The 24,050-nt window shown below is 41.0% G+C and carries 17 protein-coding genes; 7 read left to right on the forward strand and 10 right to left on the reverse strand.

What is annotated here, in order from left to right:
* Positions 1-39 precede the first annotated feature (39 nt).
* Positions 40-504 carry a hypothetical protein gene (locus C1E24_RS17825; protein WP_138483802.1) on the forward strand — a complete coding sequence of 155 codons (465 nt, stop codon included), beginning with the start codon at positions 40-42 and terminating at the stop codon, positions 502-504.
* A gap of 26 nt (positions 505-530) precedes the next feature.
* Here C1E24_RS17825 and rsmS read toward each other — a convergent pair whose 3' ends face one another.
* Genes rsmS through dinG form a run of 6 tightly spaced genes read right to left on the reverse strand, consistent with a single transcriptional unit; the run spans position 531 to position 5,361 of the window.
* Complete coding sequence (rsmS, locus tag C1E24_RS17830) at positions 531-695, reverse strand: pleiotropic regulatory protein RsmS (protein WP_138483804.1); 165 nt, start codon at positions 693-695, stop codon at positions 531-533.
* Positions 696-704: 9 nt separating this feature from the next.
* Positions 705-980, reverse strand: a complete 276-nt coding sequence (locus C1E24_RS17835) for a late competence development ComFB family protein (RefSeq protein ID WP_138483806.1) — start codon at positions 978-980, stop codon at positions 705-707.
* A 43-nt stretch (positions 981-1,023) separates the two neighbouring features.
* Positions 1,024-1,914 carry a histone deacetylase family protein gene (locus C1E24_RS17840; protein ID WP_138483808.1) on the reverse strand — a complete coding sequence of 297 codons (891 nt, stop codon included), beginning with the start codon at positions 1,912-1,914 and terminating at the stop codon, positions 1,024-1,026.
* Positions 1,914-2,513, reverse strand: coding sequence for a primosomal replication protein (locus C1E24_RS17845; RefSeq protein ID WP_138483809.1), 600 nt, complete (start codon positions 2,511-2,513; stop codon positions 1,914-1,916). Before C1E24_RS17845 ends, C1E24_RS17840 begins: the two co-directional genes overlap by 1 nt.
* Complete coding sequence (locus C1E24_RS17850; RefSeq protein WP_138483811.1) at positions 2,510-3,289, reverse strand: TSUP family transporter; 780 nt, start codon at positions 3,287-3,289, stop codon at positions 2,510-2,512. The genes C1E24_RS17845 and C1E24_RS17850 overlap by 4 nt, the downstream gene beginning before the upstream one ends.
* On the reverse strand, positions 3,289-5,361 hold the full coding sequence (gene dinG / locus C1E24_RS17855; RefSeq protein WP_138483813.1) for an ATP-dependent DNA helicase DinG: 2,073 nt from the start codon (positions 5,359-5,361) through the stop codon (positions 3,289-3,291). The genes C1E24_RS17850 and dinG overlap by 1 nt, the downstream gene beginning before the upstream one ends.
* Positions 5,362-5,428: 67 nt before the next feature.
* Here dinG and C1E24_RS17860 point away from each other — a divergent pair, with 67 nt between their 5' ends.
* From C1E24_RS17860 to C1E24_RS17875, 4 genes are all read left to right on the forward strand, one after another.
* Entirely contained in the window at positions 5,429-7,765 is a 2,337-nt protein-coding gene (locus C1E24_RS17860) for a DNA polymerase II (RefSeq protein ID WP_138483815.1), read from the forward strand.
* Between the two features lie 311 nt (positions 7,766-8,076).
* On the forward strand, positions 8,077-10,725 hold the full coding sequence (locus C1E24_RS17865) for a TonB-dependent receptor domain-containing protein (RefSeq protein WP_138483817.1): 2,649 nt from the start codon (positions 8,077-8,079) through the stop codon (positions 10,723-10,725).
* Positions 10,726-10,800: 75 nt separating this feature from the next.
* Positions 10,801-11,685 (forward strand): class I SAM-dependent methyltransferase, encoded by an 885-nt coding sequence (locus C1E24_RS17870; RefSeq protein ID WP_138483819.1) that lies wholly within the window; start codon positions 10,801-10,803, stop codon positions 11,683-11,685.
* A gap of 348 nt (positions 11,686-12,033) precedes the next feature.
* Positions 12,034-14,925, forward strand: a complete 2,892-nt coding sequence (locus C1E24_RS17875) for a TonB-dependent receptor domain-containing protein (protein ID WP_138483821.1) — start codon at positions 12,034-12,036, stop codon at positions 14,923-14,925.
* Positions 14,926-14,976: 51 nt separating this feature from the next.
* Here C1E24_RS17875 and C1E24_RS17880 read toward each other — a convergent pair whose 3' ends face one another.
* Positions 14,977-17,304, reverse strand: coding sequence for a helicase-related protein (locus C1E24_RS17880; protein WP_138483823.1), 2,328 nt, complete (start codon positions 17,302-17,304; stop codon positions 14,977-14,979).
* Between the two features lie 111 nt (positions 17,305-17,415).
* On the opposite strand from C1E24_RS17880, the gene C1E24_RS17885 reads away from it, so the two are divergent.
* Together C1E24_RS17885 and C1E24_RS17890 are read left to right on the forward strand one after the other, a co-directional pair.
* Positions 17,416-18,246: a M90 family metallopeptidase gene (locus tag C1E24_RS17885; RefSeq protein WP_138483825.1), complete on the forward strand. Its 831-nt coding sequence runs from the start codon at positions 17,416-17,418 to the stop codon at positions 18,244-18,246.
* 92 nt (positions 18,247-18,338) lie between these two features.
* Positions 18,339-21,512, forward strand: a complete 3,174-nt coding sequence (locus tag C1E24_RS17890) for an amidohydrolase family protein (RefSeq protein WP_138483827.1) — start codon at positions 18,339-18,341, stop codon at positions 21,510-21,512.
* A 121-nt stretch (positions 21,513-21,633) separates the two neighbouring features.
* Here the strand turns inward: C1E24_RS17890 and C1E24_RS17895 are convergent, their stop codons facing one another.
* From C1E24_RS17895 to C1E24_RS17905, 3 genes are all read right to left on the reverse strand, one after another.
* Positions 21,634-21,996 (reverse strand): hypothetical protein, encoded by a 363-nt coding sequence (locus tag C1E24_RS17895; protein WP_058029303.1) that lies wholly within the window; start codon positions 21,994-21,996, stop codon positions 21,634-21,636.
* A gap of 170 nt (positions 21,997-22,166) precedes the next feature.
* Positions 22,167-22,931 carry a YdcF family protein gene (locus C1E24_RS17900; protein ID WP_138483829.1) on the reverse strand — a complete coding sequence of 255 codons (765 nt, stop codon included), beginning with the start codon at positions 22,929-22,931 and terminating at the stop codon, positions 22,167-22,169.
* 69 nt (positions 22,932-23,000) lie between these two features.
* Positions 23,001-23,888, reverse strand: a complete 888-nt coding sequence (locus C1E24_RS17905; protein ID WP_058029305.1) for a LysR substrate-binding domain-containing protein — start codon at positions 23,886-23,888, stop codon at positions 23,001-23,003.
* Positions 23,889-24,050 lie beyond the last annotated feature (162 nt).

Raw genomic sequence — 24,050 nt, forward strand, 5'->3', positions numbered from 1 at the left:
AGAAATACAATCACGGCAAAATTTGTATAAGGAATGATTATGTTTGTTGCATTGAAATGGGACCATCAAATAGGTGCGCATTTTGTTTCTTGGATTGTCGTCGAGTGTTCAGGTGTGAATGAAAAGTTTGGTTTGCCACAAGCATTACCTCCTCGCAGAGACATTGCCTATTTTGTTGACGAAAAGACAGCGGAATATGATGCAAAGGTATTTGCGGCCTATAAAAATGGTTTGCTTGATATCACTTTAGTAGATAAGTATGAGCCTTATTTGTCTCCGCACCATGGCTTTTGTCATTATGAGTGGGATCATACTTATATGGGTGACTTGGTGAAACATGCAGTATTATATTGGGAAGATGGCAAACACCAGCAAGCTAAGCCTTTTAGAGATGACATTGGCTATTTTATTTGCCATGAGCAATCAGAAGTCGATAGTCAGTTTTATGCACAATATAAGCTCGGCCTGTTAGAGTTCAACTCAGAGAATTTAAAAACAGCCTAACACGTAGCAAGCAAAGTGACATGAAGCTAGTTTGTGCTAGCTTCATTGTTTAATTTATTTTGAAAGTCAGATTTTACAATCTCTAGTGCAGCAAGTACGTCTTCGGCTGGTATTTCATGCTGTTCTAATAACATTATTAAGTCGACTGCTAATTTCACATGGATTGGTGCATTTTCTAAATTATTGCTCATTTCTAAAAATTACTCACTGACCGTTGAACCTCTTTTAGCCACTTGTGTCATGGCAACATCAATTGCAATATCAACTCTTTGCTCCATTTGGATACGCTCGTGTTGGGGTAAATAAAAAGCCATGTCTACATCATAGCGAATATACCTTGCAGGTAGTTGATTAAGTACTGTACAGCAAAAATCAGCCATTACATCATCATCGTATTTGTCTTGTAGATTGCGCTCAACGATGCGATCTAACATGACTTTTTCGTAATAGTTGTGCACATCATCATGTAGTTTCATGTCATCTTCCTAATGTTTTTATTTTTTGAGTTTATACTAAAAATCAATAGTTTTCGAACACAGCGAATAAAAGTTGTTTATGTACTTCAATCAGTTGTTCTTCATTGCGTTGATAGCCACCGCCAAGTCCAATCGATAAAGGGATATCGCTGTTTTTACAAAATGAAATTACTTTTCTATCACGCTCTAATACACCTGCTAGGCTGATGTCTAGTAAACCGAGTTCATCTTTATGGTAAATATCAGCACCGGCGTTATAAATAATAATATCAGGTTGATAGAGACGCTTAATTAAATCTAAAGCTTGTTCTAGCGTTTGCAAGTATTGTGCGTCTGTACAACCTTTTTCGAGCTCGAAATCAAGATCTGAGCGCGCTTTTGCTCGGGGGAAATTCTGAGCGCAGTGCAAAGAGCAAGTAATGATGTTGTCGTTGTCATGTAAAATATCAGCAGTACCATCTCCTTGGTGAACATCGCAATCGAGGATCACAACGCGTTCAGCAAGGCCTTGCTGTATCAGATTTTGTGCAGTGATGGTATGGTCGTTAAAAATGCAAAAGCCAGCGCCATGATCAAATTTGGCATGGTGATAGCCGCCACCAAGGTTTAACCCAAGGCCTTGCTCTAATGCGTATTCTGCTGCCTCGATACTTGCGCCAACAGAAAGTAAGGTTCTTTCAACTAATGTTGTTGACCATGGAAAACCCATTTTTTTGATTGCTTTCTCAGATAAAGCGCCGTTCACAAATGCATCGACATAATCAGCATCATGGCAAAGTTTGATTTGCGCTAAGCTAGCTGGTTTTGGTTTAAATACTCGCTCGGAAAACCCCATTGCACGAATTGCATTTTCAAGTTTTTGGTATTTCTTTATTGGAAAGCGGTGCCTCTCAGGCAGTTGTATAGCACTGTATAGAGGGTGATAGAAAATCATTAGCGGTTTTGTTGCTTTTCAACTTGTTGAATTTTGTCTTCTGTGGCGGTTATTGCTTTTCGACATCGGCCAAGTCGAGCATGTAGCGCTAAGATCTCGTGATTGATTTTACTCGCTTCAGCGGTACTCGCCGACACAAGTTGCTGCTTACGCATATCGATCATCTCTTGTAAACGGCGCTCAAATTCATGGTTTTGTGATAGCTCTTGATACAGCTCATGAGAGCTTTGCATGATTTTCTTAACTGCTTGCTTATAGACTTTTGCTTTTTTAGGCTGGGTAAACTTATTCTCTTTGGCCCAAACAGGCGTCGATTTTAATACCTTTATAACAGCTTCTATTTGAGTGCTTAATTTTTCGAGGGCGAATGCATAGGCATGGCGCTTTTCAGGGCTCGGCAACCTTGCAAATGCTTCCTTGATTTCATCTACATAGTCACAAAGTTTTAAGCTTTTGGTTGCAAACACGCTGTGTGCAAATAAACTTGGCTGTGCTTGAATGTAGCGGTTTTTATCAAACCACTTAGCTTTATCAAATTGGTGAGCATGCTGAGCAAGCTGCTCAATTTGCTGCTGTAATTTGACAATGGCTTGACTCATATAAAGTAAGCCTCATAAATAAGTTTACCGGCAAGTACGATAACGACACTATTAAAAAGTGGCTTTATTAGCTTATTACCGAACTTAATTGCTGAGTGCGCACCTATCCAGGCGCCTACCATTAAAAATAGCCCCATGGTAATGCCAAGTAAAAAGTTAACATGACCTAATGCGACAAAGGTGATCAGCGAAATAAAATTCGACACAAAATTCATTGAGCGCGCGAGTCCGCAATTCAACAATAAACTCATTTTATAAAGTAGGCTATTTGATGCAGTCCAAAAAGTGCCCGTACCAGGACCTGCTAAACCATCAAAAAAACCTAAACTTAACCCTTGTGACCATTGTTTTATTTTTAGTTGTAAGGTTTTAGCTGGTAAATGATGACTGGTCTCAGTGCTAAATTTACCAAATAAACTGTAGCAGGCTACAGCAATGATGATCACTGGTAGTAGTTTATTTAAAAACTCAATACTAAGATGATCAACCAATAGGGTACCGAGAAGTGCGCCTATGGCGGTTGCTAGTATAGACCCTGCCCAAAACTTAGGGTTGAATAAGTTCTTTTTATAATAGGTGACACTGGCAGTAATTGAGCCAAAGCTTGCAGCAAGTTTATTGGTCCCTAACGTCATGTGCGGAGGTAAGCCTGCTGTAAGAAGAGCTGGTACAGTTAACATACCGCCGCCGCCAGCTACCGCATCAATAAAGCCAGCTATGAGAGCAACCAAACACAATAAGCCCCAAGTTGTGGGGTCGAGCGCAAATTCAAACATTAATAATCTATTTGTCTTTTAAATGGCGGGAGGGTATCTAGCATGGCTTTACCATACCGTTTACTGACCAAACGCCTATCAAGGAGCGTGATTTTTCCTTGATCGGTTTCTTTTCTCAGCAGTCTACCACAGCTTTGTACTAATTTCTTTGCGGCATCGGGTACTGTGATTGATAAAAATGGATTACCACCTTTACTTGTAACAAACTCAGCTTGTGCCTCTTCTATAGGGGAGGTAGGTACTGCAAAAGGGATCTTAGTTATGACTAAATTTTCTAAATAGGCACCGGGTAAATCGAGTCCTTCAGACAAGCTTTGCGTACCAAATAAAATACTGCCATGGCCAGAATCAATACGAGACTTGTGCTTTTTCAGTAGGGCATCACGAGAAAATTCACCTTGCACAAGAATTTGCCAGTTTTTCAGGCGCATTTTTTTTGTAACATGTTCCATCTGCCAGTAAGAGGCAAATAACACCAAATTACCTTTTGTTCGGTCTAAATATTTAGGCAAAGCATCGGCTAAAAAGTCACTGAATGCTTTATCAGTGGGCTCTTTATCTGTTGTAGGTATATGAAGCGTCGCTTGTTTGGGATAATCAAACGGTGAATTAGCTTTAATATATTGTACGCCTTCTTCACCTTTTAACCCACTTTCTTTGGCGAAATGGTCAAACGTACCGAGTGCACTTAGCGTTGCTGAACATAATACGGCGCCTGCACATTCGCGCCAAAGTTTATCTTTTAAGTAGTAACCCACTTCAATTGGGCAGTCGCAGAGTAAATGGTCGTGGTGGTTTTTGTATTCAAGTCGCTTTATCCAGCGAGCATGCGGAATAGAGTCACCTTTACTGGCGTAGCTGAACCACAGTTTTTGTAGTTGCTCAAGGCGGTTGATGTACTGCCCACTTTCGGCCAAAAGGGGATCGGCTAAGAATGCCGTAACATCACCATCACTGACATCTAAAGTAAGTGCATCATGCATTTTATTGAGTGCTCTTAAAGCATCGAGCGTTGCATCGCTGATGTCTTTGGCTTTGAGAGTGAGTTGCTCTGGTACAATACCGTGTTCGAATCGATAAGTGTCGTCATCGTTATAATTAAAATCAGCTTGATCTAGCAGATCTCTGACCGACCTTAAATCTTTAGCCGCGTCATTCGCAGCGTCATTGAGTTTAAAGTTTTGACCAATGGCTTTTTGCGACACAATGGCGTTGGCCATCTTTTGACTGAACTTTAAAAGTTTTTCAATCCAATCTAATGTGCCCTTAATGGTTGCCGCTGCGGATGAAAAGTCTCTAGTGATATGAGGTAAATGGTGCGCTTCATCTATGACATAAAAAGTCTCATCGGGCTCAGGTAATATTTTGCCGCCACCGAGCTCTAAGTCAGCAAGTAACAGAGCATGGTTAATAACAAGTACATCCATTTGCGCCATTTTTTGTCGTGCTAAATGAAAGGGGCATAAATGATGAGATTTCATTTGTCTTTGACATGCATGTTTATCGCAGGCAATTAAGTTCCATACTCGATCAGGAATGGTGTCGGCCCAACTGTCTCTATCACCTTGCCACTGTTTATTCTGATAGGCGTTTTGTAGTGCCACGAGGCAATTTTTTTCTTGCTCAGAGAGTGGGGAACTTAATGTAGGCACGAGTGACATTTGCATCATGTCTTCATCTAGTGCTGAATTTAATTTGTGCACACAGATATATCTATGCCTGCCTTTTACCAAATCAAACTTAAAATCGAGCCCTGAGTGCTCTTTAAAAAAAGGTAATTCTTTCTCAATGAGTTGCTCTTGTAAGGCAACAGTCGCAGTAGAAATGACGAGTTTCTTCTTTTTAGCTAATGCTAAAGGCAGGGCGCCTAAACAGTAGGCTAGGGACTTACCTGTACCTGTTCCAGCTTCTATTACACAAATTTTTTGCGATCTATGGTATTCGCCCGCTAATACTTTGGCGATTTCTGCGACTAGATAGTTTTGGCTTTTTCTCGGTCTATAACCGTCTAAGCTTTCAGCAATGCTGGTGTGTGTTGTTCTAATTGTTTTTTTTAATGCATCTGAAAGCATGAAGGTCGCCTAAAAAGTACGGTATGTATATAATTACAGTGTTTGATATTTTAGATGGGGTTTTATCTTGGCACAAGCTGTATACGAAGGCTTTATACTATCACGCCAGCAATTTAATCAGCAGGGGAAGTTGTGTCTTTGTTATTGGCTTATGACATCGCAAGGTCCAGCCAAGGTAATTATACCCGATCAGCAATCTGTTTTTTTTATTCGCCATTCAGATGTAGCGCAAGCTAGAAGCCTTATCAAAGAGCAAGGGTTGCAATGTGACATAAAACCACTTTCATTAAAGCACTTCGACGGTGAGCCCGTTGCAGCCTGTTACTTTTCTTCTAATCAGCATCTATTTCAAGTCAAGCAACGCTTTTCTCTGCATATGCGTTTGTATGAGGATGATATTCGTCATTGCGACCGTTATTTAATGGAACGATTCATAAAAGGCGGTGTTTGGGTAAGTGGAAAAGTGAAGCAACGTAATGGTTATATCGAGATCACGGATGCAAAGTTAAAAGAAAACCCAGACTACAAGCCAAATCTTTCTATGCTGTCACTTGATATTGAGTGTGATGGACAAGGGGTACTTTTTTCGGTTGGCCTTGTCAGCGAGCACTATAAAAGTGTCATCATGATTGGGGCACCTCAGCAAACAGAGCAAAGTATTATTTGGGTAGAGGACGAAATTGAACTGCTGCAAGTATTAATGCAGCAAGTGAAGGCCATAGATCCTGATGTGATTATTGGTTGGAATGTCATTGAGTTTGATTTTGTGGTTTTAGCTGAGCGGGCTGAAGCACTGGGTATGGAACTTTGTTTAGGGCGTGATAACGCCTCTATAGATATTTATAAAGGCAACTATGTTCGAGTTTTGATTTCAGGCCGAGTGGTTATTGATGGTATTGATACCATGAAAAATGCCACGTATCACTTTCCGAGTTTTAGCTTAGCTAATGTGGCGAGTGAAATCTTAGGTGAGCAAAAGCTTATCCAACAAGATAACCGCTTGTCTGAAATTATCAGACAATTTAATGAAGATAAACTCGCTTTAGCAGCTTACAACCTTCAAGACTGCATGCTTGTTATGTCGATATTTAAAAAACTAAACTTGTTAGAATTTGCCATTGTCCGAACGCAAATGACAGGTTTGGAGCTCGAAAAAATGGGCGGCTCAGTGGCTGCTTTCATTAATTTATACTTACCTTTATTACATCGAAGTGGCTATATCGCGCCAAATTTAGCCGAGCATGGTGTGTCTTTTGAGAGCCCTGGCGGTTATGTCATGGAGTCAAAACCCGGCCTTTATAAAAATGTACTCGTACTTGATTTTAAAAGCCTATATCCATCCATCATTCGGACTTTTTTTATAGATCCCCTTGGACTTATTAAAGGTTTAGAAAACCAAGAGAATGCATTAGAAGGCTTCAACGGCGGGTATTTTTCTACATCAGCACATCATTTGCCTCAATTGGTCGAGCAATTGTCAGAGAAACGACAAAACGCCAAAGAGCAGGGCGATGCCATGTTATCGCAAGCTATCAAAATTATAATGAATAGTTTATACGGTGTATTAGGCTCAAAAGGGTGTCGTTTTTATGACCCTAGGCTTTCTAGCTCCATTACCCTTCGCGGTCATAAAATTATGCTAACAACGCGTAAATATCTCGAAAGTTGGGGATATGAAGTTATCTACGGGGATACAGATTCAACTTTTGTTGCCTTACCAGAAGAGTTAACTGGTGAACAAAGTCACGAAATAGGCAAAGTGCTACAAAGAAAAATCAACCAAACTTGGTCTTTAGAATGCGAAGAACGTTTTGGCATTCAAAGTCATTTAGAAATTGAATTCGAAACGCATTACAGCCCATTTTTTATGCCGACTATCCGTGGGCAAGAAACCGGCTCAAAAAAACGTTATGTGGGCAGAGTAGAAAAGGATGGTCAATCTGAGCTGGTATTCAAAGGTATGGAGACAGTCAGAAGTGATTGGACTGACATAGCAAAATTATTCCAAAAGGAGTTAGTTGAAACGTTATTCTCAGAAGGAGATCTAGAATCTGTCGCGCAAAAATATATTGAACAGATCCTTAGTGGCGAAAATGACCACTTACTCATCTACAAAAAACGCTTAGGTAAGCCACTTGAGCAGTATGTTAAGAATATCCCACCCCATGTCAGAGCCGCGAAAACGCTACCAAAATCTGCTGGCATTACCTTTTGTAAAGGTACGATTATTAACTACTATATTTCTAAATCAGGCCCTACAGCAGTATTGAGTAATCAAGATCTTCAGCAAGTTGATTACGAGCATTACATTCAAAAGCAAATCATGCCCATTCTTAACATGTTTCAAGTTCACTTTAACGCGTTCAATTTCACGAGCAAGCAACATACCCTTTTTGACAATTAACGAATTATTAAAAATATCTTTTTAATGTATTTTGATGTAAATCAATTGTACCTATTATTTACCTTTTTGCACTCAAGTTCCTGTCGTTTGTTCTGTTTTTGGCAACTAAAAGTGTTTTTATGGTCTAATTATTTAAAAAAGGTACAGTTATGTGTATTTAGTGTTGCAAATTGGTCATATTTTTAATTGACATGAATAATCTCTGTTGTTTAGTATGCAACTAGTTTATTGCATATGTTGCAATTACCTATAAGAGGGATAACCCTCACAAAACTATAAAAGCTACTAACAAGTGGTCCCAGGGAGATAACATGTTAAATAATAAAGTTTCAAAAGCAGTTCGCTTAGCGATCGCTTTTGGCGCAGCTTCTACAGCTGCATTTTCAGCGAATACTTTTGCTGCAGACGAAGACGGTGCAGAAAAAGTTGAGCGTATCGAAGTAACTGGTTCTCGTATCAAGCGTACGGATCTTGAAGGTGCAAGCCCAGTAGAAGTAATTACTACTGCACAGTTTGAAGAACAAGGTCGTATTTCTGTTGCTGATGCACTTCGTAGCGTTACTTCAAACAGCTTTGGTTCTTTCGTACCAAGTTCAGGTTCTTCTGCACAGTCTCAATCTACAGTAAGCCTTTTAGGTGCTGGTAGTGACCGTACCCTAGTACTAGTTGACGGTAAGCGTGTTGCTGGTTCTCCATCACTTGGCGGTTCATCAGCAAACTTAAGCTCTATTCCAATGGCAGCTGTTGAGCGTATTGAAATCTTAAAAGACGGTGCTTCTGCTATCTATGGTTCAGATGCAATCGCTGGTGTAATCAACATCATTCTTAAGAAAGATTTTGAAGGTGCATCATTCGACGTTCAATTTGGTCGTCCTTCAAATGAAGGTGCTGATACAAAGCAAATGTCACTTTCATTCGGTGTTAGCTCAGACAAAGGCAACATCACATTCGTATATGACCACCAAGAGCAAGGCGCTATTTTCGACAAAGATCGCGAATACACAGCGGCTTCTTGGGAAGATACAAATGGTGACGGCCTAGTTTCAATCTATGATGAAACAGTAGGTGTAAGTTACTACGGTGCAACTATTCTTGGCCCTGATGGTTTTGTTGCTTCAGCTAAGTGTGATGATTTAGCTGCAAACGTACCAGGTTTCGTTGGTAAACTTGACCAAGGTTCACTATTAGGTGGTGTTGGCGGCGGTGAAGTGTGTGGTTTCGCATATGCTAACGTTTCTGCAAACATGGCTTCTACAAACAAAGATTCAATCATGGTTAGCTCTAACTATGAAATCACAGATGAAATCGAGCTATATGCTCGTGCGATGTTAAGCCGTAATGATTCTTTCGGTCGTTATGCGCCGCCAGCTGCCAAGTGGAACAACATGGCAGCAGGTAATGAGCACAACCCTTATAACGAAGAAGTAACAGGCTACTTCCGTTGGTATGGTATCGGTAACCGTGATGGTTTAGTAACTGACTATCAACAAGATTACATGATTGGTCTTAAAGGCATCGCTGGCGATTCAATCGAGTGGGAATTCGCTTATCACAAAGCTAAGTTAGACTACCGTTCAGTTGGTCGTTACTACTTAAGTTACTCAGGTCTTGCTTACAATGAAAAGTATGGTATTGATCTAGGTTCTGAAGAAGGCATCAATAACCTTCGCTCTACCACTTACACTGAAAACCAAAACGAAATGGATCACTACTTCTTCGGTATTGGTTTCGCAGCAGGTGAACTTGCTGGTGGCGAGATTCAGCACTACTTTGGTGGTGAGTACTTTGACCAATCATTTGACTCTCAGTACGACGCACAATCTGAAGCAGGTCTAATTGGTGGTTCAGCAGGTAACTCTTCAATGGGTGAACGTGATACGACTGCTTTCTTCTATGAAATCGCAATGCCGTTCACTGACAATTTAATTGTAAGTGCTGCTATCCGTCGCGATGATTACAGCGACTTCGGTACAGTATCTAACCCAAGCGTAAAAGTAGAATATCGTCCAACAGATGAGATTTTACTACGTGCATCATATTCTGAAGGTTTCCGCGCGCCATCTCTTGATGAGCTACTAGCTGCAACATCATTCAGTGCAACAAGTGCAACTGACTATGTAGCTTGTGAAGCTCAAGGCATTGCGGCTTCTGACTGTAAATCTCGTCAGTTCGATAACCTTATTCAAAGTAACGACCAGTTAGGTCCAGAAGAGTCTGAGTACATCAATGCTGGTATCGTATATTCAGGTATCGAGAACTTTGCTGTTAAACTAGACTACTTCTCACTAGAAGTTAGTAACGTAATTTCTTCTATCACAGTTCAATCACTTATCAACGCTGAAGTAGGTGGTCAACTTGACGACCTAATGGCGAAGTACCCAGGTGTTAAGCTTGAACGTGATGCGAGCGGTGCAGTACTTGGTGATGTTGTAACTCGTTCTGAGAACGGCGCATTCATGTCAAGAAAAGGTCTAGACTTGAACCTAGAGTACAAGTTCGAAACTGGCTTCGGTGATTTCTCAGTAAGCAATACAACTACTTACTTACTTGAGTCAGCTGGCGACGTATACTTCTCAGGTCCGTCACAAGACTTTATCGGTATGCCAGGTACACCTGATTGGCGTTCACAGTTCAATGTAAACTACTCGTTAGACAACCTATCAGTAGCTTGGACAACAGATATTATTTCTTCAGTATATGAAGACCAGTATCTAGACCTTGGTGATGGTAAGCCTGAAAACTTCCGTTACAAAGGTGAGAATCATGATCCAACGTACGTAACACATAACATTAATGTTAAATATTTCACTGAGTCATACGGTACATTCACATTAGGTGCACGTAACTTGTTTGATAAAGGCGTTGTAAAAGATGACGAAGGTTTCTGGAACGACGACACTCTATACTACGCTGGTCATATCGGCCGTGAAGTATTTGCAGGTTACAGCATCAGCTTCTAATATTAACTTATTAGTATAAATATAAGCCCCTCAATTGAGGGGTTTTTTTATTTTAACTTCTAGAGGGGAAACAATATGAGTGAGCACTGGTCGGAATATTGGGAACAAGGATATATAACTTCATTTGGTGATGCTTTTAAAATGAATTATCAAGGTGAGATAAAAGCCTTATGGCAGAACTTTTCTAGAACTTTAGATAAACATTCAAAAGTGCTAGATATTGGTACTGGCAATGGTGCGGTAATAGAATTAATACAATCTGTCTCTCAACATGAGTGTGTAGGGATAGATCAGGCAACAATAAATGACAAAGTAACAAAGCTTATAAATGGAAATTTTATTTCTAATATTCCAGCTGAAAAAATGCCTTTTACAGATGCTGAATTCGATGCGGTTATATCTCAGTTTGCTCTTGAATATTCAGATGTCGATTTAAGTTTAAGTGAAATACATAGAGTATTAAAATCAAAAGGTAAATTACACCTTGTATGTCATCATAAAAGTTCAATAATAGTTGAGCCCAACAGGAAGATCCTTGAAGCGGGTTTAGCGGTTAAAGAGAATGTGCTTACAGATTTAAAAGCGCTAGTGAACGAACTAATTAATAATAAATCTAGCAATTTATATAAAGAAAAAATAGAGCAGTTTATATCTTCATTTCAGTCATTAGAAAAAGTCAGTCTTGAAGCAACAAATCTTCCGGCGTTTTACCAATTTATAACTGAAAATAAAAGCGTTGACTTTGAACAAGCATATAAACTATTCGAATCAGAGCTTGAGTTATTATTGTTAAGGTTGAATGAACTTAAACAGGCAGCAGAAAATACCGAAAAATTGTTGCATAAAATTAGAAATACTCAATTTTACTCTGAGGTAGTGGTTAGAGAGCTAAGAGACACATCTAATGGCTTAATCGCGGTTGTTATTTCTGCAGAGAAGTGTTCAGGGATCCGAAATTGAACTTATTAAGCTTAGACCAACTAAAGTATTTGGTAATTACTGATTAGGAAATGCGTATTATTTAAATGCTCTAATTTTTTACTTCGTTAATCAGAATTTATTTACGATCGCTGTTCGTTCACTTTTCTCTAGACCCATCAAGTATTTATTTTTCGTTAACCTAGGTTGTTCACAAACACTATTGTTGAAGAAAGTGTAAATTTTTATCTCCAATTGGTTGACCTTTTGTTGTTCCTGCTATTAGTATGTTGCCGGAGTATTGCATTAGGTACATTTGTTAAGTTTGCAGTAGTTCAATAAAAACATTAAAAAAACAAAATCTTACGAAGTGAGATCAGGGAGAAATAAATGTTAAACAATAAAGTTTCAAAAGCAGTTCGCTTAGCGATTGCTTTTGGTGCGGCTTCAACAGCTGCGTTTTCAGCAAATACTTTTGCTGCTGAAGAGACAGAAGCAAAAGAAGAAAAAGTAGAGCGCATCCAGGTTACTGGTTCTCGTATCAAACGTTATTCTGAAGTAGCGCCTACTCCAGTGACAGTTTTCTCAGGTGCAGACCTAAGCGATGCAGGTATTACAAACGTTGGTGATCTTTTAGATTCAACACCATCTGCTGATATCGGTACTTCTTTAACTACTGGCCAAGGTATTTTCGGTGCTGGTATTCGTACAACTAACCTACGTGGCTTAGGTACTGGTCGTACTCTAGTCCTAGTAAATGGTAAGCGTTTTGTATCATCAAGTGTTACAAGCTCTGCAGTTGACCTTAACATGATCCCAACTGCGGTAATCAAGCGTGTAGAAATTACTCATGGTGGTGCTTCAGCTGTATACGGTTCTGATGCAATGGCTGGTGTTGTTAACATCATCCTTGAAGACTCTTATGACGGTTTCAGCATTGATGCTCTAACTTCAAGACCGCAACAAGACAATGGTGAAGAAGACGTATTCTCACTAACGTTTGGTAGCGAGAATGAAGATAACAGCTTCATTTTTAATGCAACATATTCAAACATTGGTCAATTAGATGGTCGTGACAGAGACTTTATCCGTGACACGATTGTTACTATGCGTAACCCTGAGAATACAGGTGAAGAAGATGGTATTCCTCAGTTCGTTTTAGCACCGCAAGAATTCCAAGGTTTACCTCAAGTATTAGGCGCTTACGACCGTAAGGGCATGGTAACTCTTGGTGGTCAAAGTTACACGTTTGGTCCTAATGGTGAATTGGCCACTGCAAATACAGGTATCGGTCCTCGTCCAGCTCCAAATGCACAAAACCGTTTTTTCGGTGAAGATGCTGACGGTTATAAATTCCTAGATCATACATACATTGCAGTGCCTCTTGAGCGTCTAAATACGTTCACGGCAATTAACAAAGATATTAATGACGATCATAGTGTTAGCTTTGAAATGGCTTATGGTAAAACGTCATCTGTATCTGATTCAAGCCCAGTATTCCTTGCAAAGCCTATTCGTGTTGATAACCCTTTCTGGGGTCAAGATGCAAGAGATATCTTCAATGAGCAAGGTGCAAATCCAGACGACGTAGCTTGGATCACTAAGTTAGGTGTAGGTGGCGGTAAGCGTCAATTCTACAATGATCAAGCGTACTTCAGCGGTACTCTATCTGTGAAAGGCGTTATCATGGATGAGTATGACTACGAAGTTTATTACAACTACGGTAGAAATACAGAAGACGCGCATTGGGGCGGTGAGCTTTTAGAAGCACACTTAGATAACGCGCTTGATGCAACACTTCTTGACGGCTCTATTGTTTGTGCAGACAGAAATGATGCTGGCGAAGTTGTTGGTGCTATTGCAGGTTGTGCTCCGTTAAACTTACTTGGCCAAAATGCAGCATCAGAAGAAGCATTAAACTATGTAAATACTGATGGTACACAGCACAGTGTTAAAAGCCAGAAAGTTCTAGGTGCGTCTATCTCAGGTGCTGCTTTTGAACTACCAGCAGGTGCAATTTCGTTTGCTTTAAGCGGTGAATACCGTGAAGAGCGTGGTGAAAGAACGCCAGGTGCAGCAATGCAGAACAACTTACTTTTCAACAACTTTGTTCGTGCATGGGACGGTGAGTTTGACGTAACTGAGCTTGGTTTAGAAGTATCTATCCCACTATTGGCTGATACTTTCTTAGCTGAAGAACTATCACTAGATATTGCATACCGTGCGATGGATTACTCTACAGTAGGTCGTAACAGTGCATACAAAGTTGGTTTTGCGTGGCAGCCAATTGACGATATCCGTGTTAGAGCTACACGTTCGAAATCAGTTCGTGCGCCAGAGCTAGACGATTTGTTTAACACAGGTACACAGTCATTTGCATCTTACCGTGATCCATGTGATGCAGTACAAATTGAAGCCGCTGAAGATCAATTTAAAGCAGCAATTCGTGCTAACTGTGCGGCGGATGGAATTCCAGTTGCAGATGAGTGGAGACCAAGTCAGGCATGGCGTGAAGTTACACCACAAAGTGTAAATGGTGGTAACCCGAACCTTCAGGAAGAGACTTCAGAAGATACATTATTCGGTATCGTATATACTCCGACTGATAACCTTGGCGTAATTGTTGACTACTGGAATTATAAGATTGAAGATGCACTAACTTTTGTTGGCGCTCAAACAATCGTTAACAACTGTTACCGCTCTTCTAACTTTGCAACAAACGAGTATTGTCAGTTATTTGACCGTCGTGCAAACTTAGACATCATCGAAGTTAAAGCTGCTTCAGCTAACCTAGCATACATCGAGATGAAGGGTGTTGACATTGAAGCTAACTACAAGCTTGATACGTCTTTCGGTGAGTTCAAGTTCCGCGCTATCGCAAACTACCTTGCTGAGAACGAGCGTATTGACGATGTGAACGATGAACAATACTCGTTCAACCCTACAGTGGGTGAAGAGCGTTACCCTCGTTGGAAAGCGACTTTAAGCATCGGTTATACACTTGATGACTTATATGTTGGTCTATTCACTAAGTACCGTCACTCAACTGTTCGTGACCGTGTTTGGACAATTGAAAACAACAACTACAACGATATCCGCTCTCATACTGAGTTTGATCTAAATGCTCGCTACAATATTTCTGAGCAATTAACAGTGAGAGCAGGCATCAATAACCTATTTGACGTAACACCACCTCGTGTACCAGGTGTATATGATTCAGATAACGGTTACTATGATATGTACGGACGTACATTCACAGCAGGTGTTAACTTTAAGTTCTAATTTAAGTTAGCCTGTTAAATTTAAAAACCCTCGACATTTTCGAGGGTTTTTTTATTTCAAATCAACCACTTTACTCGCTTTTTTATACTGAATTTTAAACCCTTGCCAAGTTGGTAACTCCCATCTTTTAGGTGCATCTTTGCGCGCACCACTATGATAATGAAGGGTTAAACGCTTTGCCTTGAAGAAATATTCAACCGATAATTTTAACTCAGGTAAATTGACTTTCAACGGGTGTTTTTCTTTAAATGGTTCGATTAACCAAGGTTCTATGCCTTGATAAAATAAGTCTTCAGGTTCTATTAAAGCCAAATCATCTTGCTCACGAATCCCTAAATCCGTTAACGTTTCTAGCAAATATTGCTCGGCTGTTGGTAGTGCCTCTGTGATATTTTCTGATAAGTTATAAAGGGTATGATAATCAATCGCTTCTGTAACTTGCTCTGCAACGCCCTGTAATAATTGATTGTTTAAAATGAGTTCGACACAGGCGGGAATGAGGGAGTCTGAGGTAACAGGCTCAAGTTTTGATGAGAGTTCGACATCAGCAAATATATGGCTAACATTCACCATAATCTCATCATCAATGATTTCAGCTTGGTTGAGTGCGGTTTCGCACTTTGCGTATTCACTAATAAGGCTCCGTGGTATAGGTGCGGCGCAGGTTGCCAGTGTCATGGCTTGTTTTGTGCCTTTACCGGCCATGGCATACGTGTCTAACACAATCATTGCTTGCGCTTTGTCGTTAATGCGAGACTCTTTGGCTGGTATCACTTCGTTATGACCGTTACCAAAAGCACCACGTCGATTATTTCTCTTTATGTAGAGTAAATCAGGCCGAGCTTGAGCTATATGTTGTAAGAATGTACTTCTATCGAAATTCGCGGCTTTACTCAGCTCTGGTAATGAAAAGGCCTCTCGTAGTTGTGCGCTAAATTGCTTGGCCTCTTCAAACGCGTTTTGTTCTACATTTACATGAGGGGCTTTACCTCGAAGTAGATTAATCGCCAGTTCTAGATCGCAATGATTGGGTAGAGCTTTGTTTAATTCTTCAAGTTGCTCTGAATTATTAGGTAGCTGATAAACCCTTGCTGGCACACTTAAAACGGCGATGGCATCGATCATGGCTTGTTTAAGCGCTCCGCTTGGCATCTGTGTAATTAAGTATGCAAATTCTGCGTCAATGGGCAGCGGATATAACACTTTGCCAAGATCAGTGGCGTTTAAATCGTTATCAAGGGCGTCGACTTTTTGTAATTTCGCAATGGCGGTATTTAACGAGCTACTCGGCAATGGCTCTAAAAATTGTAACTCATGTATATTGAACTCAGCACAGGCGCTCGCTAATACCAATTCAGACAAGGCTTCTCTGTGAATTTCTGGCGGCGTGGTTTTTATCAAAGGCGCATATTGACCATATAAGCGAATACAGCGACCTGCTTGTGTCCGACCAGCGCGGCCAAGTCGTTGTTTTGCAGAGTCCGCAGCTATGGCTTCTAGTGCCAGTACCGTTTTACCGCCACGAAGATGGGTACGACGCTCAAGGCCTGAATCAATCACACAAGTAATATTGGGTATGGTCAATGAGGTTTCAGCAACATTGGTTGCTAAGATAATACGCTGTTTTGATTGTTGCTTGAGCGCTAAATCTTGCTGAGACTTATGACAACCACTGTACAAACCAATGATAATGGCATCTAACTCCTTGAGCGCACTTGCGGCACTTTGAATTTCGCCTTTGCCCGGTAAAAACACCAAAATATCGCCTTGGGTGCTATTCAATGCTTGAGTGCAAGCTTGATATACCCTTGGAGCTAAGTCATGTTTGCTTGGCATCGCCCTCATATCATCTGCAATAAAAGTCTCTTCGACGGGGAACATTTTGCCTTCACTGTGCAGGTGTGTTGCGTGTAAATAATCACATAAAGGCTGTGTATCTAGTGTGGCAGAGGTGATTACCAGTTTATGGGCTTGGTGACTTTTAAGAAGAGCAAGCAGCAAATCCATATCCCAGCGTCGCTCGTGAAATTCATCGAGCATGACCACATCAAACTCTTTTAATTTAGACTCAAAAAACCACCGCAGTGCGACACCGGGTGTGGCAAACACCACTTGGGTGTTTTCATCAAAGTGGCTTTCAAAACGAATGGCGTAGCCAATTTCTTTTCCAAGCGGCTGCTGGCTCTGCTCTGCTAAATATTCTGCAAGTGACGTACAGGCAATACGTCTTGGTTGTACTACCAACACTCGGCCAATTTTTTTTGCCCAAACGGGTAAACAAGTTGATTTACCTGAACCGGTACTGGCGCTGATCACAAGCGGAGATGAGTCAATATGAGCGTGAAAATCAGCTTCTATCTGGGCTATAGGTAAAGTCATGGCTGAGTGTTCTATCTTATAATTCTTAAGTTTCTTGGATTTTATCAAAGCTATATTGAAATCGCTGCAACTCGTACCAACTAAGTCATTAATAGAGTAAAGAGAATTCACATGATAAATATTTTCTTAATGTTGGCACTTGCGGTTTTTGTAGTGACTTATTGGCGATGGCACGATGTGATGAGGCAATATTGGCAGCATAAATATACTGAGCAAAACCTGTCAGAGCAAGATAAGCAAATTTTACTTAAATATATGCCTATCTATCGTAATATGACCGATAAAGACCGCGAAAAGCTCGAAAATCATATTGTTTGGTTTTTAGGTGAAAAGCGCGTGTTAGGCCGCGATGGTTTAAAAGTGAATCGTGCCATGGCCTTACTGATTGCCGCCGATGCTTGTTTATTGGTGCTGAACAGTCAATGGCCTTTATATCCAAATGTAAAAGAAGTGCTGTTATATCCCAGTAGCTACTATGCGCCACAGCAAAGTCGCGATGCCGCAGGGTTAGTTAATTACCACACCGCAGTTAGGCAAGGGGAATCTTGGCCCGGTGGTACTTTGGTTTTAAGTTGGGATAACGTAATTGAAGGGCATAGGTTACCTGAAGATGGCCATAATTTGGTATTTCACGAATTTGCTCATCAGCTCGATCAGCAAACAGGGCAAACCAATGGTACACCCCAGTTACGTTCACAGGCCATGTATCATCAATGGGGTAAAGTGTTTACCCGTGCCTACTCAAACCTTAAAAGTCATGTTGCTTACGGCATGCATCATGTTATGCATAGTTATGGGGCAACCAATGAGGCGGAATTTTTTGCGGTGCTGACCGAAACATTTATAGAAAAACCGTTTGAGCTGAAGCAATACGACCCAGAGTTATTCACGTTACTGACAGATTATTACCAGTTTGACCCCCGTAACTGGTACCGTCGATAAAATCTGCAATTGGTGGCTTTTTCTGGCATATCATTCGATATTTTGTTGCAATCAGCTGTAATCTTTAGTGATGACAACTGAGAGACAACAAGATGAAAAAACAGTTTTATAGTACGCTCGCACTGTCTGTGTCATTGGCACTTGGCAGTGCACAGGCCGAAGAAAAATCAGAAAAATGGCAAGTAGATGCGCCGCAAGGTGAGTTTATTGATGCGAAAGTATCGGTAGAGCAAGGTACTTGGATGAATGTCGACGTCAGCCCTGACGGTAAAACCATTGTATTTGATTTGCTTGGCGACATTTACACTATGCCGATGAAAGGCGGTAAAGCCACGCAATTAACCTCAGACATTGGTTGGCAAATGCAACCACGTTTTAGCCCTGATGGTCAGTATATTGCGTTTACTTCAGATCAAGGCGGTGGTGACAATATTTGGGTGATGAAGACCGACGGAACAGAGCAAACCGCCGTTACCAAAGAAACTTTTCGTTTATTAAACAGTCCTGCTTGGAGCCCTGATAGTAACTTTATCGTGGCACGTAAGCACTTTACCGGTACTCGCTCTTTAGGTGCGGGTGAAGTTTGGATGTACCACAAAAGTGGTGGTAATGGTGTTCAGCTAACGAAGCGTCCAAATGAGCAAAAAGATCTAGGTGAACCTGCGTTCTCGCCAGATGGACGTTATGTATATTTCTCACAAGATGCCACACCGGGAAAAACTTTCCACTACTCAAAAGATTCAGTGGCAGGCATTTATAAAATTAAGCGTCTAGACAGAGAAACAGGTGAGATCGAGGTGATCTTATCGGGTATGGGCGGTGCCATTCGTCCAACCCCTTCACCTGATGGTAGAACACTGGCATATATCAAACGTGACGATTTTCAATCAAGCCTCTATTTATATGACTTAGAGTCAGGTGAGCATACCAAACTTTATGGTGAGCTTGAGCGTGATATGCAGGAGACTTGGGCCATTCACGGTGTATATCCAACCATTGCTTGGACACCAGATCAGAAGCACTTAGTATTTTGGGCGGGTGGTAAAATTCATAAACTGGCTGTGAAAGACAAGTCAGTTGAAGAAATAGCCTTCAAAGTAGAAACCACCAAAAAGCTGCAAAAAGCATTACGTTTTGCTCAGGACATCGATGAGCCTGAATTCGATGTGAAAATGCTTCGTAACGTACAAGTCTCTCCTGACGGTGAAATGGCTATTTTTGAAGCCATGGGTCACATTTATAAAAGAGATCTAGAGTCGGGCAAAATTAAGCGTTTGACTAAACAAAAAGATCATTTTGAATTCTTCCCGCAATTTTCTCGTGATGGCAAAAAGATTGTTTATGTCACTTGGGATGACAAAGAGCAGGGCTCGGTACGTGTTGTATCAGCACGCTCAGGTCGTGGTAAAGCGGTTACTAAACAGCCAGGCAAATATGTAGAGCCCACATTTAGCCCTGATGGCGACACAGTGGTGTACCGTAAAACTTCAGGCAGTTCAATTTTAACGCCTGAGTGGTCTTTAAAGTCGGGTATTTACAAAGTTTCAAGTAAAGGTGGTGAATCATATCTCATCACAGAGTCTGGGTTCCAACCTCAGTTTGCTGACAGAAACGACCGTATCTTTGTAATGGCGGGGTGGCCTAAACCGCAATTGCGCGCAGTAAACCTAGAGACGAGGAAAACACAGGTTTTATACGAATCAAAACATGCGACAGAGTACCGTGTATCTCCGGATGGTAAATATCTCGCATTTGCTGAACGTTTTAAAGTATTTGTGACACCATTTGTTGAAAGTGGCAAAACCATTAATATCTCTCCAAGCGATAAACAATTCCCTGTTGAGCAGTTATCTGTCAGAGCGGGTGAGGGCATTTCATGGAGTGCTAAAGGCGATAAACTATATTGGAGTCTAGGGCCTGAGCTTTATCACGCGTCACTTGCAGGGATGTTTGATATCAATAAAGCAGAAGATGCTGACTTTAAAGTAGCCAGTGGTACAAACATTGGTTTTAAACAGAAGATGGCCGAGCCAAAAGGCATGATTGCGTTAACCGGCGCAACAATTGTGACCATGAAAGGTGAGCAAGTTATCGAAAATGGTGTGGTGCTGACTGATGGCAAGCACATTAAGGCTGTGGGTTCACAAGCTGATGTGCGTATTCCAAAAGGCGCAAAAGTGATTGATGTAACAGGTAAGACTATTTTACCTGGGCTGGTGGATGTACACGCGCACGGTGCGCAAGGCAGCAACGAGATCATTCCAGAGCAAAACTGGAAGAACTTTGCGGGCTTGTCTTTAGGTGTAACAACCATTCACGATCCATCTAACGATACCACAGAGATCTTTGCAGCCAGCGAAATGCAAAAAGCAGGTAAAATTGTTGGCCCTCGTATTTTCTCAACCGGCACAATTTTGTACGGTGCGAATATGCCGGGGTATACATCACATGTCGATTCATTAGACGATGCTAAGTTCCACTTAGAACGTTTACAAAAAGTCGGTGCCTTTAGTGTGAAGTCTTATAACCAACCACGTCGTGAACAGCGTCAGCAAGTGGTAGAAGCGGGTCGTCAGTTAGGCATGATGGTAGTGCCCGAGGGTGGTTCATTGTTACAACACAACCTCACTATGGTCGTTGATGGTCATACTGGTATTGAGCACTCTTTACCTGTCTCGCATATCTATGACGATATTAAGCAGTTATGGTCGCAGACTGATGTAGGATATACACCAACGCTGGGTGTGGCTTATGGCGGTATTTGGGGTGAAAACTACTGGTATGATAAAACCGATGTGTGGGCACACCCAAGATTAAGTAAGTTTGTGCCTAAGAATCAATTACTACCACGTTCAATGCGTCGTATTAAGTCACCAGATCACCACTATAATCACTTCAACAACGCACGAGTGTCTGCTGAATTACAAGATTTAGGTACACTTGTGAACCTAGGTGCACATGGTCAGCGTGAAGGCCTAGCGGCACACTGGGAAATCTGGATGTTTGCACAAGGTGGAATGACGCCACATGAAGCATTGCGTGCAGCTACGATTGATCCGGCTAAGCATATTGGTCTTGATGAACACATTGGTTCAATTGAGGCGGGCAAATTAGCAGACTTAATCGTGTTAGATAAAAACCCGCTAGATAATATCAGAGATACGGACAAGATCAGTCATACCATGATCAATGGCCGTTTATTTGATGCGTCTACAATGCAAGAAGTCGATGCTAAAAAACGCGAGAAGTTATTCTTCGAAGAGTAACTTTTTCACTGGTGAGTGAGGCTTAGGTCTCACTCCTGTTGGATTTTAATCTTTCAATATTAAAATCAGATATAAAAAAACCGCGGTAAACGCGGTTTTTTTATATCTAACTGTGTGGGGATTAAACCACACCACGTGGAAGGCGACAGTCATGCTCTTTTTCAGCAAGACGGATGATCCAGAATTCTTCTGGTGTGTAGCCTTCTTCGTTAGCTTTAACAACAGTAAATGCTGCTTTTTTAGTTTTCGCAGGCGCTGCTGGTTTTTTTGCTTCTTTTTTAGCAGGAGCCGCTTCTTGGCTAGGAGCCGCAGAACCAGAAGTAAGCTCTTCTGTTAGTGCTGCTACATCTGCAAGACGCATGTTTTTGCCACCGTCAATGCTGTACCAGCCAGGTTTAGTTGTGATCTCTGGCTTTTTACCATGGGCAGCTTCATATGCAGCTTCAAAAGCGCTTAATACTTCAGTTTTATCAAGTTTACTCATCGTAGATCCTAGTCGTTAATACGCGGATACGCGGGTTTAATTTAAAGGCGCATTTATACCGAAAATTGGGCTAATTTTCAATTTTTTGCGCCATTTCTCTACTTTTAGCCTTCTAAATTGCGATAAAGCGCTGTAAAAGTAAGCATTTTAACGTATTTTTAAGCACTGATTCATAAAGCTTCAGGGTTAATGAATCGTCTTAATGCAATCCACGCTTTACCTACGACTTCATGCCAGTGGCTCGTAACCGCTCTTAATACTCCCGAATCTGGAATAAAAAGCTTATGCGTAGGGGTATTTGTATAAGTGTAAAATTGCACCGGTGCTTTGAGCACATCAACCCCTTGCACATAAAATAAATCACTGGCTCTGGCCATATGACTTGCTGAGGTAACCAATGCAACTTGTCTATCTACTAATTTTGGTGCAAGTAGTTTTGCTTCATCGGCGGTGTCTTTGGCTGTTGGATTAGTCGACACTCGGTGCTTTGCAATACCTAAACTTTTAGCAGTCTCAGCCATTAAATCAGCGCCTGTGGTTTTACCAAAGCCATACCCTGAGACAATCAGTTTAGCTCGTGGGTATGCATTTGCCAGACGAAGCCCTTCAACTAAACGTGATAACGCGCAGCCACCAAGTTGGCCGTTTGCTGGCAGACGGCTGTTGGCATAAACATCACAGCCAAGTACAACAATATAATCGAGCTTCTTGTGTTTTTTAATATTGAAAGGCGCTTGTGTCTTTTCGACAGGTTCAATCAACAGGTTCGCGCCGTAAGGTGTGCTTATAAACCAAGTGGCAAGAACACAAAGCCAAGCAATTAAGTATGACTTTTTATTTTGCTTTGCGATAAATAATAAACACAGTGACAAGATAATTAAGGTGAGTGGCAAGGGCATCAAGAGGCCGCCGATGATCTTTTTGATTTCAAACATAAAAAAGCCCAAAGAGAATTTGGGCTAGTTTAAAATAGAATCAGTAAGACAACCAGATGATTTCTGTGGTTATCGTCCGTTACTTTGCTTACACGTATTTAAGAAGTGACGATAGACAGGGTTGTCTTTCATGTTTTTCTTCATGGCTAAATACATCGGACGATTTAACCCCAGTGCGCCTAGAGGAATAGACTTAATTAATCCTTGGCTTTCATAAGGTGTCACTAGCCAATCAGGTAGAGCGGCAACACCCATACCGGCACTGACTAACTGGAAAATAAGTAATCCCTGGTCAACCGTTTTTAATGTGCCGTCAAAGCGTGCATTTTGGATAAAATGCTTAAAAATATCTTGGCGTTCTTTAGGAATAGGGTACGAAATAATGGTTTCGTCTTTTAAGTCGAGTGCCGTGACGTAGGCTTTTTTAGCCAGTTCATGATCGGGTGATACAATCAGCTTCAACTTAAAATCAAATAGATGTGCGTATTCAAGCTTGTCTGCTTCACGAATGTCAGAAGTTAATACCAAATCTAAGTCATCGTTTAGTAGCTCAGGAATGGCGTCGTAGCTAAACCCGCGCTCATAATCTACATGGATGTCAGGCCAGAAATTGTTAAATTCTTTGATTGTCGGCAGTAGCCAATGGAAACATGCGTGACATTCAACACTTAAGCGCAGTTGAGAAATTGGCTGATTGAGGCTTTCTTTTAATCGACACTTGGTTGCTTCTACTCTTGGTAACACTTCATTGGCCAATTCTAGTAGTAGCATACCTTGTGGTGTAAAACGCACAGGTTGTGTTTTTCTTTCGAACAGCTGACAGTCTAATTTGTTCTCTAAGTCTTTAATTTGATGAGATAAAGCAGATTGAGTTAAAAACAGTTCACGGGCTGTATTAACGAGCGAGCCGGTTTCTTTAAGCGTTGAAATGGTTTTTAAATGTTTAATATCTATCATCTTTAATAAATCTCATTCTTAGAGTGAGCAAAATTCAGAGTTCACCTATTCCTGAACTGCATAACTTTAATTTCCGTGTTTGCTAGTTTATAAAAACAGCATAAAACTGTGTTTAATTAGCAAAATCACTATAACACTATTTTTGACAGCGTTGTCATGTTT

The sequence above is a fragment of the Pseudoalteromonas phenolica genome (assembly GCF_005876835.1).
Lineage (GTDB): Bacteria > Pseudomonadota > Gammaproteobacteria > Enterobacterales > Alteromonadaceae > Pseudoalteromonas > Pseudoalteromonas phenolica_B.

Coding starts and splice junctions, on each gene's coding strand:
- C1E24_RS17890 (WP_138483827.1), top strand. CDS start 18,339: ATGAAAAAACAGTTTTATAGTACGCTCGCACTGTCTGTGTCATTGGCA.
- C1E24_RS17905 (WP_058029305.1), bottom strand. CDS start 23,888: ATGATAGATATTAAACATTTAAAAACCATTTCAACGCTTAAAGAAACC.
- C1E24_RS17835 (WP_138483806.1), bottom strand. CDS start 980: ATGAAACTACATGATGATGTGCACAACTATTACGAAAAAGTCATGTTA.
- C1E24_RS17825 (WP_138483802.1), top strand. CDS start 40: ATGTTTGTTGCATTGAAATGGGACCATCAAATAGGTGCGCATTTTGTT.
- C1E24_RS17870 (WP_138483819.1), top strand. CDS start 10,801: ATGAGTGAGCACTGGTCGGAATATTGGGAACAAGGATATATAACTTCA.
- C1E24_RS17875 (WP_138483821.1), top strand. CDS start 12,034: ATGTTAAACAATAAAGTTTCAAAAGCAGTTCGCTTAGCGATTGCTTTT.
- rsmS (WP_138483804.1), bottom strand. CDS start 695: ATGAGCAATAATTTAGAAAATGCACCAATCCATGTGAAATTAGCAGTC.
- C1E24_RS17900 (WP_138483829.1), bottom strand. CDS start 22,931: ATGTTTGAAATCAAAAAGATCATCGGCGGCCTCTTGATGCCCTTGCCA.
- C1E24_RS17845 (WP_138483809.1), bottom strand. CDS start 2,513: ATGAGTCAAGCCATTGTCAAATTACAGCAGCAAATTGAGCAGCTTGCT.
- C1E24_RS17880 (WP_138483823.1), bottom strand. CDS start 17,304: ATGACTTTACCTATAGCCCAGATAGAAGCTGATTTTCACGCTCATATT.
- C1E24_RS17885 (WP_138483825.1), top strand. CDS start 17,416: ATGATAAATATTTTCTTAATGTTGGCACTTGCGGTTTTTGTAGTGACT.
- C1E24_RS17840 (WP_138483808.1), bottom strand. CDS start 1,914: ATGATTTTCTATCACCCTCTATACAGTGCTATACAACTGCCTGAGAGG.
- dinG (WP_138483813.1), bottom strand. CDS start 5,361: ATGCTTTCAGATGCATTAAAAAAAACAATTAGAACAACACACACCAGC.
- C1E24_RS17850 (WP_138483811.1), bottom strand. CDS start 3,289: ATGTTTGAATTTGCGCTCGACCCCACAACTTGGGGCTTATTGTGTTTG.
- C1E24_RS17865 (WP_138483817.1), top strand. CDS start 8,077: ATGTTAAATAATAAAGTTTCAAAAGCAGTTCGCTTAGCGATCGCTTTT.
- C1E24_RS17895 (WP_058029303.1), bottom strand. CDS start 21,996: ATGAGTAAACTTGATAAAACTGAAGTATTAAGCGCTTTTGAAGCTGCA.